Below are 13,283 nucleotides of genomic sequence, written 5' to 3'. Positions count from 1 at the left end.
AACTATTTTTTTACAATTTTAATTCTAAAAGTCTCATTGTTTATTTTTAATTCCAATATATACAAACCTGATTGTAATTGCTTTGGCAAATCAATAGTTTCGGTAAAGTTAATTATTTTGGTTGCCAATATTTGTTTCCCTAACACATCAAATATATGAATTTCTGCAATCGTTTTTTCTTTGAAAGAGATTATTATTTTGTCATCGAAAGGGTTAGGATATACCAAAATATTATCCGATTTATTCGAAAAATCATCTACCGATAGGGCTTGAAGATCCAAAGGCCAGTTATATTTTGAAAACCAATTATCACCCAAGTTTTCTGGCAAAGAGGCCAATCCAAATAACATTGTGCAGTAATCTATAGCTTGTATATAAGATGCTCTTGCTACGGTGTCATTTCGTTTGTAGCGCCACAAAACTTTTTTTGCACTGTTGCTCGGAAGACTATAAATTGAAGCACCATTGCCATTATTGTATAGACTTAATAAGTTTGATTTTGTATTAGAATATATTGGGCTAAATCCGGAGATGATATGTGGGGATACAATTTTGTTGGGATTATCGTTTATTTTGTCAGCAGAATAACCACCACCAGGAATCTCTCCTGCACCAAGTCCCCATTCAAAACTATTTGGCGTACCATTGTTTGTTGCATATAATTTATCAGCATTCAACCAATTATTAAAATAGGACATATAATTAGAATCATTTTTAAACATATTCACAAAATAATAACAAAACTGTGGAATAAAACAAGATAAATATCCTCCATCAGAAAGGGTTACATAACCAGCATAATTTGGTCGTGCTATGGGTGCAGTAGTTGGATTAGCAAAATAGGTATTCCAAAATAATTGAGATTTAGCAGAACCCGAGTTTGAAGAATTAGTGTTTTTGGCTAACCAAGCCACTAGCATATATTCGTTAAAAGGATTCGTGAACGCACTCCCATTATTTCCTGATTGATCTAATATCATGGCAATCTGTGTAGGATATATTGCTTTTGTATAGTCCATAGCACCAAGCAAAATATTTACATTCGAAACAATTGTTGCGTTGTTAGAGAAATAGTTCTTGCACATTTGTAATCCCATGGCAAAAATGGCATTGTCTATAGTACTATATTCATAAGGCCAACTGCCTTCTTGGCTCCCATTGTCCCATCTAAAATAACGAGGAAACATTCCTGCTCCATTTATTTTACCATTATTTTTAAAATCAATAAAGGTTTGCGTGGTAGCGATTACTTGATTTGCCGTGGCTTCCCAATTTATTGCATCCCCAGTTTTTACATACATAGCATCGGCAATACACAGAGACATAAGCCCAATACCATTTGCCGCAATGGCAGCTGGTTTTGCTCCCGCTCCATTTAGCGCTAATGCGTCTAGATAAACTCCATTCGACTTTCTTATATTCTTATAAAGCATATAACTGTTCTGAAAAAGTTCATCGATGAAGGTAATGGGATTTGGATTATTATTGAGAATAATATCATCAAAATAGATATTAATGTCAGCACTTAATCCAACAGGATCAATAAAATCAGGCATTAAACTAATTTTAGTGTAATTTCCAGTTAGACTACTGAAATCAAATACTAAATCTTCCCATTGATTCACTTTTGTTTGCGGATTACTACTTGTCATTTCGAGAATCCCTCCCATTCTATCTTCTACTTTGAATTTAACCGTTGTAATTCTTGTTTTATACACTTTAACGTGTATGTATTTATTTGTTGTAAAGTCAATCGTTTTGGTTGCCCAGAAACCTACTTCAGGTATTCCATCTTTATCCCGCAATAAATAACAAACCTTGTTGCTAGTATTAATTCCAGTCTTGTAAGGATTACTAATTACTGTTAAAGTACTGAGATCAGTTGAACCACCATTTAAAATAGTCATATTTATTGGAGTTCCTTCATAATTCTCTATAACTTGAGAATAGGCAGTTTGCATATAAACCATCGCCAAATAAAGGATAGAAATAGTGATACTTTTTTTTAAATGTTTCATTGTACAAAGTTTTTCTAACTTAATTATAAATAATAAAAGACACGTTTTTTGAAAACGTGTCTTTATAATAATAAAAAAGTATTTAATTAATCTTTTAACACTTTAGAAGTACTAATTACTCCATCAACATCTGTTGTTACAAAATAAACACCTTTTTTAAGTTGACTTGTTTGCAAAGTAGCTGAGTTATTTTTTGGACTAGCTTTCATAACTTCTTGACCTAAAACATTGTAAACAGACACTTTTTGAATAGTTCCGTTTGCATCAATTGTCAAAGTATTTTTTACCGGATTAGGATACATCTTTACTTTTGCAGACAAATAATTTTCTTTTAAACCCAAAGTTTCTGGAGTAGCGATATTATTAACTACAATGTCATCAAAATAAATCATTCTATCTGCTCCAGCAATTAGCGGGTCTTCAAAATCAGGCAAGAAAGCTACGATAGGATAAAGTCCTGATCTATCTGAAAAATCGAAAACCATATCTTGCCAAACTCCCGGAGTTGTATAACTATTTATACTATAAATTTCTATAGTTCCTGTTGGGCCACCTTCAATTTTAAATTTAACTGGTGAAGTATTTGATTTCATAAGTTTAACATGCACATATTTATTAGTTGTAAAGTCTGGATCTGGATCCGTAACAAAACTATAAAATCCAGCCCAAGGCATTGCATCAGTACCTGAAGTTCTGCGAGTAAATTGAATACATTTAGTACTTGTGTTTATTCCTGATCCATTTGGATTAGTTACAACTATCATATCAGCATTTGATTGTCCAGGTCCATTTGCAAATACATTCATTGTTCCTAATTTATTGGATGTTCCATCTTCAGCATTTAACAAAACTTGACTTGCAAATTCAATATCATCAATTAAATACGTTCCAGTAGCAAGTGATCCTGCATCTGGAAAAATAACAATTTGTGGAAAACTACCCAAACCTGCTCCAAAATTAGCAGTTATAGTTTGCCATCCTGAATCTGTTGTGGAAAACCAGTGTTCTACCTGACCAGCACCTTGAAATTTCAACAGGTGACTGCGTGTTCCTGTTACACCTATAGGGTTAATTCTAAAAGTAATCGTATTATGGGCATTGTCAGAAAGATTAATTGATGGATTTAGATTCAACAAAGCATTACTCCATTCACCACCAACTAAATCTTCTACTTTCATTACTTTATTTAGAGCATCTAGTGGATCTGCCACTAAAGAAGTTGTTACATTACCATCACCAGCAAATAATTCGTTAGTAGCAGTAAATCTAAGAGGTAAGGTAAGTATAGATAGTGGATTATTTGTAGCCCCCATAATATCATCAACTAAATACGTTCCGGTTTCAGTCGCTGATCCTTTATCTGTAAAAATAAGTACCTTAGAATATGCAACTAGACCTGGACCAAAATTGGCTGTTATGGTTTGCCATCCTGAATCTGTGGTGGTAAAATTGAACTCTGCAGCACCAGGACCCTCAAATTTCAATATGTGATTGCGTATTCCTGTTATCCCCATGGGGTTAATTCTAAAGGTAATCGTGTTATTAGCATTGTCTTCAAGATTAACCGATGTGGTTAGAACAAGTGAAGCTGTATCCCATTCTTTAGTAGCATCTCCAACAATTTGCATTACTTGGTTTGCACCATCTAAAGGATCAGGAACCAATGAAGTAACTGAGGCATCTGAACCAGTCATTAACTGATCTGCATTTGTAAATGTCAGAGGCAAATACGTTTGCGAAAATCCTAATGAAGATATCATTAGCGAAATCAAAATTGTAATTTTTTTCATAATAAATAATTTTTTGTTAATACTGTTTTTTGTTTTTGGAGATTGGATTGACAATCACACAAAAAATAAATCTCCATCTATATTTTCTGTGTTTATTTGGATTCATAATTGTCAATTCGAATTATTTGACAAAATATGTTTACTAACTATTTAAATTTTATAAAATGAATCTGCTGTTTTCCACTAAATGGAAATCAATACATAAGCTGCAGAATTTAATGAACCAATTCAAAATTTGCTTTTCTGTCCGTATTAGAATTTTCACCTACAAAAACTTCAAAATTGCCTGCTTCTGCTTCGTTTTTCATTTCGATAGTATAAAATTTTAAATCTTCGGATGAAATTTCGAATGAAACTGTTTTTGTTTCCCCTTTTTTTAAATTTATTTTTTCGAATCCTTTTAGTTCCTTAACTGGTCTTGTTACAGAACCCACTAAGTCTCTAATATAAAGTTGAACTATTTCTTGACCATCGTAATTCCCAGTATTTTTGACATCAACACTAACCTTTAATTTCTCGTTAAACTTGATTTTATCACTTGAAATTTTCATATTCGAATATTCGAAAGTGGTATAACTCAATCCAAATCCAAAAGGATACAAGGGACTATTACCTACATCGGTATATTGAGATTTGTATTTTTGTTCTGGATCGGTTGGTCCCAAATACGGTCTTCCTGTGTTTTTATGATTGTAATACAATGGCAATTGCCCCACTTTTCTAGGAAATGAAATAGGTAATTTTCCGTTTGGATTATTAGCTCCAAAAAGAGTTTGCGCAATCGCATCACCACCACGAGTTCCAGGCCACCAAGTTTCAAGAATGGCGTCCATATTTTCGTTTTCCCAAGTAAGAGTCAAGGGCCTTCCATTCAATACTACTAAAACTATTGGTTTGCCTAATTTTTTCAATTCGGCTAAAAACTCTTTTTGCAATCCCGGTAAATCGATAGTAGTTTGAGAAGCTGCCTCACCTGTCATATTTTCTCTTTCGCCCATAACGGCTACAATAACATCGGCATTTTTGGCGTTTTCCAACGCTTTTTGCATTAAATCTCTTTTAGTACTTTGGATTTCGACCCCTTGATCAAAGGTGACATTGGAAACATTTTTCAAATAATTTGTCACTCCTTCTTTGACACTCGTTGCAAAACCAGAACGGTCTCCAAGTGCTGCCCAAGAGCCAATAATATTAAATTCGTCGCTTACCAAAGGACCTACGAAAGCAATCTTTTGGTTGGTTTTCAATGGCAGAATATTATTATTGTTTTTTAATAAAACCAATGATTTTTTGGCTATTTCTAAACTGGCTTCTAAAAACTCTGGTTTATAAATGGTTTCTTTTTCACGTTTTTCATCAGAATAGCGATACGGATCTTCGAATAAACCTAAGTCGTATTTTACATCCAAAATTCTTTTGCAAGCATCATCGATTTGAGCTAAAGTTAGTTTGCCTTCGTCATAAGAGGACTTCATATAGTTCATAAAAGCACCGCCTACCATATCCATATCGACTCCAGCTTGTAAAGCTAGTTCTCCTGCGTTTTTATTGTCCGTAGCAAATCCGTGGGCTACCAATTCATTAATACCTGTATAATCGGACACCACAAGTCCATCAAATTTCCATTCGCCTTTTAGCACATCCCGAATCAAGAATTTACTCCCTGTTGATGGAACTCCTGCAATTTCGTTGAAAGCCACCATAAAAGTCTTTACACCAGCATCAACCGTCGCTTTGAAAGCAGGTAAATAGGTATCCCGCAATACTCTTTCGGACATATCGACCGTGTTATAATCTCTTCCGGCTTCGGCAGCGCCATAAGCGGCAAAATGTTTGGCACAAGCCAAAATTGTATTCGTCTTTGATAAATCATCACCTTGAAATCCTTTGACATTGGCAACAGCCATTTGAATTCCAAGAAAATTATCTTCTCCAGAACCCTCAGAAACTCTACTCCATCTTGCATCACGAGCAATATCCACCATGGGTGCAAATGTCCAATGTACTCCTCCAGAAGCTGCCTCGGTAGCGGCAATTCGAGCGGCTAATTCTACTGCTTGGGGATCAAATGAGGAAGCCATACCTAGATTAATAGGAAATATAGTTTTGTAACCGTGAATTACATCGTGCCCAAAAAGCAAAGGAATTTTTAACCTAGAATTTTCTAAATTGATTCGTTGTATTTCTCTAGTTTCTTTGGCACCAGTTGCATTAAGTATAGAGCCAACTTTTCCTTGCTGGATTAGTGTGATAAAATTAACACCGGATTTTGGCCCAGTAACTGTACCATCAGAAGTAAATTGTACCGTTTGATAAATTTTTTCTTCGATGGTCATTTTAGACATTAATTCATCTACAAATTCGGCTTTAGGCTTAATTTTGACGGTCTTGTTTACTGACTTTTTTTGGCTGTAGCCAAAAAGTGAAAAGCCTATAAGGAGTATTATCAGTCTTATTTTCATTTTATTATTAATTATTAAAAATTATGTTGAGTCGAAGAAAAACCTAGTTTTTTTAAACCAACCTTAACTTCTGGAGCATTCATAAATAAATTCCAGATTAATCCTGTTCTATGATTCTCTACCATTGGAGCAATTGTCCCTTGATCTATTGCCAAATATCTTGGAGTAACCCAATTATGTTGAGGAGAAAATGCATCATAAGGCCCTGCAACTCCAACTAAAGTGTTCTTTTTTTCATCGTACAAATAATGCAAAAATTTCATGCTTTCGGTTGGCGTATATGGAAATGAGGACAAAGCAGCCGTTGGAGAAATTACTCCAGTATCATTGGTGGGTTGATGCGCTGTATAGCCTGTTGTGCCATCAGAATTTCTGGTGTAGCTAGCTGTAAGTCCCCAAACTTTATCAGAGTAACCCGCCCATTTATTAGGATTAGTTATGCAATATTGATTTATAATTTTAGAATGATTTTGTGTCAATGTCCAATAATTAGCATAAGTATCTGTTAATCCACGGGGATCCAAGCCCAAATAGGAATAGTGAGACCAAAACAATGGACCTACATTTCCTGCTGCTCCATTATAGTTCAACACTACCGGAAAACCATATTGAGAACCTCCACTAACAATCCCTCCGTTTCGTGCCCATCCTTGCTGATAAACTGCGGCAGATATTGGATGTGTTGGAGAAGCAGCGCCCAAGATATAGGTAATTAAACATTCATTATATCCTTCTAATTTAAAATTCATTTGCCAGCCATAGCTTGGAGACCAATGCCAATACAAAGTATTTTCGCCTTTGGTGTACCAATCCCATTCTACGCCTTTCCAGAGTTCATCCGCCTTAGCAGCTAATGCTTGCTCGGTAGCATTTCCAGTTTTAAAATATTCTCTAACAGTTAGTAAACCTTGACAAAGGAATGCTGTTTCTACAAGATCACCTCCATTATCTTTAGTTCCAAATGGGATTACACGACCTGTTTCACCATTGATCCAATGAGGCCAAGCACCATGAAATCGATCTGCTTTTTCAAGAAAATTTAATGCAATTGTAAGTCTGGAAACCACTTCAGCTCTTGGAAGGAAACCTCTTTCTGCACCGACAATTATTGACATTAGCCCAAAACCAGAACCCCCAGTAGTTACAATATGTGCATCGTTTCCTGGGTCATCCGTGTGGTACCGTTCTCTGGCTAATCTTGAATTTGATTCTGCATATTCCCAAAAATATTTTATAGCATCCTTTTGTACTTGATCCATTGCTTGAACATCTGTAAGTGGTGTTGGCGTTGGCGTTGGTGGCGGGGTTGGTGTTGGAGTAGGATTTGGAGAATCACTACTACTGCTACAACTTATGATTGAAAACAAAAATAAAATAGCATAAAATTTAAATGTCTTCATCTCGATTTTTTAAGAATATATGCCAAAGCAATTGCATTGGCATATACTGTATTTACTTATTTTTTCTTTGTGTATAAATTATTAATTTCTGCAACAGTAAGTGCGGAAGTATACATTCTGAATTGGTCTAAATCACCCGTCCAAGAATTCATCCAACCTTCGGCAGGGTTTCCTGAACCTCCAATTCTAAAGCCTAAAACATTGGCCTCTTTTAGTTTCATATTCCCATGGTTTGTCCATTTTTTTGTAGCAAAAGCGACACCATCTTTATAAAGAGTCATACCCGATGTTAAACCATCATAGACAAAGGCTAAGTGATGCCATTGTCCATCATATATTCCAGGAACTTTCTCCGTTCCTAACCATTCGAACCACTTATCTCCTGGTTGCTCGTCAACAAAAAATTTAATGGTTGGGTTAGCAACAGATCCCTCGAATAAACAAAACATATTGGCTTTCGCCCAGTTATCAGCTAATAAGCTAAAAGCAAATTCAGTTTGTGTTGGAGCGCCGTGTTTTGACCAAAAAGCAATGGTAAAACTGGAGGAATTAGCCACAAAATCATTTGGTTTTGAATACGAAACAAACAATTTAGGTTTTCCTCCTTTGAGGGCTTTTCCAGAAATACCTTCGGTAAATTCTAATGGATTATCGGTTGGAAATTTAGCTCGAACACTATCTACCGCATTCATTAATGAATTTGTAGTTGCACCATCAAAAGCTACATAGAACTTTAAGGGACCTCCTGGAGCATTGGCATCTTTTGGATAATCACCCAATTCAGGTCTATCCATATTTTGACATCCAATAAATACCAATGAAATAAGTGCTATTCCAAAAGCTTTTTTTATAAATGATTTATTGATTTTCATTTTATTAAGTATTAAATTGAATTGCTATTAATAATTTGGGTTTTGAACTAGAATTCCTCCAGATTGGTCAATGGCTGTTTGAGGAATTGGATAATACCTATGTTTTGCTTGGTATCCTTTTCCACTTAAAACTGTAGCAGCATCTCCCCATCGCACTAAATCATAAAATCGTTCGCCTTCCATGGCAAATTCGATTCTTCTTTCTTGTTTAATGGCTGTTCTTAAAGTAGCTTGTCCACCTGAAACTATTGGTAAAATACTATTATTTGCTCCTCTAGCTCTTTTACGAACTTCTTCTAGATATGTTGCTGCCAGACCTGAATTTCCGTCTTCGTTAGCCGCTTCTGCAGCTATTAACAAAACATCGGCATATCGCATGATTTTTATATTTTCCCAGTGATTTTTATTTTCCCCCAATGCAGTTCTCTCAGAAGGAAGTGTGTAGGCTTTCTTGTTCCAATACAATTGGTCTAAAGGAGGACTTGCAGGAAGAGTGTTTCCAAAACCGTCACTTTGCCCTGAAGTTAGAATTGTTACGGCTTTTCTTGGATCATTAGCTTCATAAGCACCAATTAAATTGGTTGTAGGCACATTGAATCCCCAACCTAAATCCCAAGTACCTGCTCCACGTACTCCTTGTGACTCAAAATAATTATTTGAATAATACGTTCTTCCTACTACCAAAAATTGCACTTCAAAAACAGTTTCTCTTGAATTGTTACCCGCTTTAGTAAATAATGTTTCATAAGAGGACATCAAATTATATTGTCCAGACTTGATTACTTCTTCACTTTTCGCCAGTGCTTTTTTCCAATCTCCTTGGTAGAGATACAATTTTGCCAAAAGGCTGTTCGCGAATCCTTTTGTAGCTCTACCAGGATATGCTGGCCAGCTTAAGGGTAAATGCAGCGCGGCAAATTCTAAATCATTAATGATTTGTGCATCTACTTCGGCAACTGTGTTTTTTGCTTTAATACCATCGGTTGGTGTCACTATTTTATTCAATATAATGGGAACTTCTCCATAATCACGTCGCAAATCAAAATAAGCAAACGCTCTAATGGCTTTGGCCTCGGCTTCATTTACAATACTTCCCTGATCTGTTGCTCCGGAGTTTTTTACAGCAACTACTAAATCGTTGCAGGCATAAATCAAGCTATAATGACCGTCCCAGTTACCTGAAAATTCAGTTGGTGAATATTGAAAATTGTCCATTACATTACCCAATGTGGCGGCGTCTGTAGGGCTACTGCCTTTTGCGGCATCATCGGATCGAATACTTTGAAACCAATAGCGATTCCAGTCCGTAACGCCAAATTGTGTACGGATTTTTCCATATAATCCAAAAGTACTTTCTTCAAAACCACCAGCTGCTAAATCTCCCTCAGTTGCAACTCCTAAAGGCTTCATATCAAGAAAATCAGCATCACTACAGGAATTTATAGTAGGCAAAGCCAATGTGGCTATAAGTGCTATTTTAATGATAAATCTATAATTTTTCATATTTCTCATTTCTATTTATTATTAAAAAGTAACATTTAAACCTAGTGTCGCAATTGCTGGAAGAGGATAACCTCCAAAATCTCTACCAAACGAGATAGGAGATCCACCAGCCTCAGGTGTAAATCCAGAATTGTTATTCCATGTTACAGGATTTTGAGCATTAATAAACAATTTCAATCCTTGGATATAAAATTTATTCAACAATTTAGAATCAAAATTATAGGCCAATTGTACGTTTCTCAATCGAACATAACTTCCATCTTCAATCATGTAGGATGAATTTTGTTTGTTATATCCTGATCCATCGTTAAGTCTTGGCTCCCAATTGGAAGTACCTGCGCCATTCCATCTATCCAATCTTTCAGTTCTGTAATTAAATTGTGCAAAAGTAGAACCACTGCCCCAATCTCTCCATACTTCATTACCATAAACACCTTGTAAATCAGCAGATAGCGTAAAGTTTTTATAAGTAGCACTCACGGACATTCCGTACATAATATCAGGGGTTGGGTTTCCAATAATCGTTCTATCGTCAGGAGTGATTTTTCCATCACCATTAACATCTTTGTATTTCAAATCACCAGGTCCATAATCCCCTAAAGAACTTGGAGTCGAGCTCAATACATCGGAATAGGATTGATAAATCCCTTCAACAATGTAACCGTAAAATGATCCAATTGGAGAACCTGCTGTTAAAATAGAAGGGCCGTCAGCCACTTGAAAACCTTCTTCATATACCGATTTCACTTCATTCTTTAAAGTGGTTAAATTACCGCTAATGGAATATTCAAAATCATCATTTACACTATCATTCCACGAAGCAGAAAATTCAAATCCAGTATTTGAAATCTCTCCAGCATTAGTGTAAAAACTTTCAGCTCCTAAATTGACAAACGTCAACAAGTCATTTGTCGTTTTATTAAAATAGGTGGCTTCGAGTTTTAGTCTATTATCTAAAGTTCCTACTTCTATGCCTCCTTCGTATGAAGTTACCGTTTCCCATTTTAAATTTGGGTTACTTCGGTAAGCCAAAATATAAGCTGGAACTAATGTTTCACCAAAAACTGCAGATGCACCAGTGGTATAATTAGGATACGAAGGGTATTGAATAGACGTATATTGATTTCCTAATTCGCCATAAGATCCTTTTAATTTAAGTGTATTAAAAATTTTTTGATCTTGCATAAAATCTTCTTTTGATACATCCCAAGCCCCACCAAGTGACCAAAAATTTTGAAATCTGTTGTCACCTATAAATGCCGAAGAACCATCTCTACGAAAAGAAGCGTTCAATATGTATTTGCTATCATAGTTATACAATGCCCTAGCTAAATAGGAAACAGTACCATTTTCATATTGGCCTGAACTTGATCGGCTAGAGGATGGATCCCCATATGGATATACATTTAAATACCACCATCTTCTATCATTTGGAATTGGTTCTCCTCCTATATATTGCGAAACAGAACCATTAATGGATTCATATCCAAAATAATATCGGGTGTAACCCGCTAAAGCTGTCAAGCTATGATTTCCAAAAGTCTTGTTATAGGTAAATAAATAATCTTGTTGTGTTTTTTCATACGTATTACTGTACTGATTTATTGATGTTTGAGAACTTCCACCGGCAAGAGTAAGTTGGTCTGTTTCGGCAGTATAAACGTTAAATACTGGATTGTAAGCTGTGCCCTTATTGTATCCCAAATCAGCATAATAGGCTGCCCTGAATTTTAAATCTTTAAACAATTTGAATTCAGCAAATACATTACCTACAAATCTCGTTTCACGATTCAATTGTGTTCCTTGCGTTCCTTCCACATACAATAATGGATTGCCTATTTGTGCGCCTCCAATTTGTGTTGGCAATTGATTGTAAACCCCTTTTTCTGAATTATACGGTTCAACTATTGGCGTTGCGTTTAATGCTGAACTAAAAGAATGTAATTGTGCTGGTCTGGCATCGACACCACTAAATCCGACACCAACTTTTATGGCATCTGATATTTGTAGTTCATTATTTAAATTGAAAGTGAATTTTTTATAATTCTCATAATCAATCAAACCTTCATCTTGAACTAATCCAACTCCCAAATAAAATTTGTTTTTATCAGTACCATTAGTAACACTTAAGTTATGATTGATAATAGTAGCATTATCATTAGAAATGGAATTAATCCAGTCCGTATCACCCGTAAATTTGTCATAATAAGCATAAGGTGCAGCTCCTTCATTCAATCGCTGTTCATTATATAGGGTTTTAAATTGGGATGCATTAGCAAGCGATGGTTTACTTACAATAGATTTAACCCCTAATATGGTGTTATAATTAATAGTTGTTTTTCCTTCCTTAGCTTTTTTAGTTGAAATAATAATAACTCCATTGGCACCGCGAACCCCAAAAATTGCTAATGAAGAGGGGTCTTTTAGTATTTCCATTGACTCAATGTCATTGGCATTGATAAAATTGATATTGTCTGTAAAAATACCATCTACGACGTACAATGGTTTTGTATTGTATCTACTTACTGTACCTCTAATTCTAACATCTGGTTCTGCACCAGGTTGCCCAGAATTTACAATAGACAAACCAGAAACTCTCCCCTGCAATGACGCCACTGGATTAGTATTTGGTTTATCGGCAATCATTTTTCCTTCGACCTTAACTATAGATCCTGTTAAATCTCGCTTTTTGGCTGTTCCATATCCAATTACAACAACTTCTTTTAACTCGGTGTCCTTGGATTCATTCATGGTTATAGCCATGGTTTCAGATGTGACTTTAACAGAAATGGCATCGAAACCTACCATACTTACTTTTAACACCTCTCCTACTTTCGCATTAATATTAAAATTTCCATCAAAATCAGTATCAGTGTTAGTTTTGGAATCAACTGCTATAACAATAGCTCCAGGAATTCCAACATCATTCTTATCTGATACTTTTCCTTTAATTACTTGACCAGACATATAGGCTGGGAGCAGAATGAGTGCTAAAAAAATAAAAACAAAATTTCTCATAAATTAATTTGTAAAAGTTAGTTAAGCTAAATTAAGCTATTACAACGTTATAGTAAGCTAAATGGAGTTACTACACAAATACATCAATTTCTTGAGATCAGAAAATAATTCAATGTTTATTAGCGGTTAAGAATGATTAAACTACAGCGCAATACATCACATGATGTAGTGATGATGTGTTGTAATTATGCAAATAATTCAATGTATAATAATAATATCC

At 35.2% G+C, this 13,283-nt stretch carries 7 protein-coding genes; all 7 read right to left on the bottom strand.

The annotated features are described in order from the left end of the window. Positions 1–2: 2 nt before the first annotated feature. Positions 3–2,018 (bottom strand): T9SS type A sorting domain-containing protein, encoded by a 2,016-nt coding sequence (locus FNW17_RS11485; RefSeq protein WP_144071703.1) that lies wholly within the window; start codon positions 2,016–2,018, stop codon positions 3–5. An 86-nt stretch (positions 2,019–2,104) separates the two neighbouring features. Further along, the gene (locus FNW17_RS11480) at positions 2,105–3,808 is read right to left on the bottom strand and encodes a T9SS type A sorting domain-containing protein (protein ID WP_144071702.1); all 1,704 of its coding nucleotides are present in this window, start codon (positions 3,806–3,808) and stop codon (positions 2,105–2,107) included. A 215-nt stretch (positions 3,809–4,023) separates the two neighbouring features. Beyond that, positions 4,024–6,270 carry a beta-glucosidase BglX gene (gene bglX / locus FNW17_RS11475; RefSeq protein WP_144071701.1) on the bottom strand — a complete coding sequence of 749 codons (2,247 nt, stop codon included), beginning with the start codon at positions 6,268–6,270 and terminating at the stop codon, positions 4,024–4,026. A 14-nt stretch (positions 6,271–6,284) separates the two neighbouring features. Further along, positions 6,285–7,670: a glucoamylase family protein gene (locus FNW17_RS11470; protein WP_143391134.1), complete on the bottom strand. Its 1,386-nt coding sequence runs from the start codon at positions 7,668–7,670 to the stop codon at positions 6,285–6,287. Between the two features lie 56 nt (positions 7,671–7,726). After that, entirely contained in the window at positions 7,727–8,542 is an 816-nt protein-coding gene (locus FNW17_RS11465; RefSeq protein ID WP_143391136.1) for a LamG domain-containing protein, read from the bottom strand. Between the two features lie 27 nt (positions 8,543–8,569). After that, positions 8,570–10,045, bottom strand: coding sequence for a RagB/SusD family nutrient uptake outer membrane protein (locus FNW17_RS11460; protein ID WP_143391137.1), 1,476 nt, complete (start codon positions 10,043–10,045; stop codon positions 8,570–8,572). 21 nt (positions 10,046–10,066) lie between these two features. Next, positions 10,067–13,063: a SusC/RagA family TonB-linked outer membrane protein gene (locus FNW17_RS11455; RefSeq protein ID WP_144071700.1), complete on the bottom strand. Its 2,997-nt coding sequence runs from the start codon at positions 13,061–13,063 to the stop codon at positions 10,067–10,069. Positions 13,064–13,283: the final 220 nt, after the last annotated feature.

It is taken from the genome of Flavobacterium franklandianum (genome assembly GCF_007097365.1).
Taxonomy (GTDB): Bacteria; Bacteroidota; Bacteroidia; order Flavobacteriales; family Flavobacteriaceae; genus Flavobacterium; species Flavobacterium franklandianum.
Note: the sequence above shows the minus strand (reverse complement) of the source record. Positions and strands in the feature narration are given on the sequence as shown.

What these genes read in the sequence shown, in the direction of transcription:
- FNW17_RS11485 (WP_144071703.1), bottom strand. Translation starts at nt 2,018, where the DNA reads ATGAAACATTTAAAAAAAAGTATCACTATTTCTATCCTTTATTTGGCG.
- FNW17_RS11480 (WP_144071702.1), bottom strand. Translation starts at nt 3,808, where the DNA reads ATGAAAAAAATTACAATTTTGATTTCGCTAATGATATCTTCATTAGGA.
- bglX (WP_144071701.1), bottom strand. Translation starts at nt 6,270, where the DNA reads ATGAAAATAAGACTGATAATACTCCTTATAGGCTTTTCACTTTTTGGC.
- FNW17_RS11470 (WP_143391134.1), bottom strand. Translation starts at nt 7,670, where the DNA reads ATGAAGACATTTAAATTTTATGCTATTTTATTTTTGTTTTCAATCATA.
- FNW17_RS11465 (WP_143391136.1), bottom strand. Translation starts at nt 8,542, where the DNA reads ATGAAAATCAATAAATCATTTATAAAAAAAGCTTTTGGAATAGCACTT.
- FNW17_RS11460 (WP_143391137.1), bottom strand. Translation starts at nt 10,045, where the DNA reads ATGAAAAATTATAGATTTATCATTAAAATAGCACTTATAGCCACATTG.
- FNW17_RS11455 (WP_144071700.1), bottom strand. Translation starts at nt 13,063, where the DNA reads ATGAGAAATTTTGTTTTTATTTTTTTAGCACTCATTCTGCTCCCAGCC.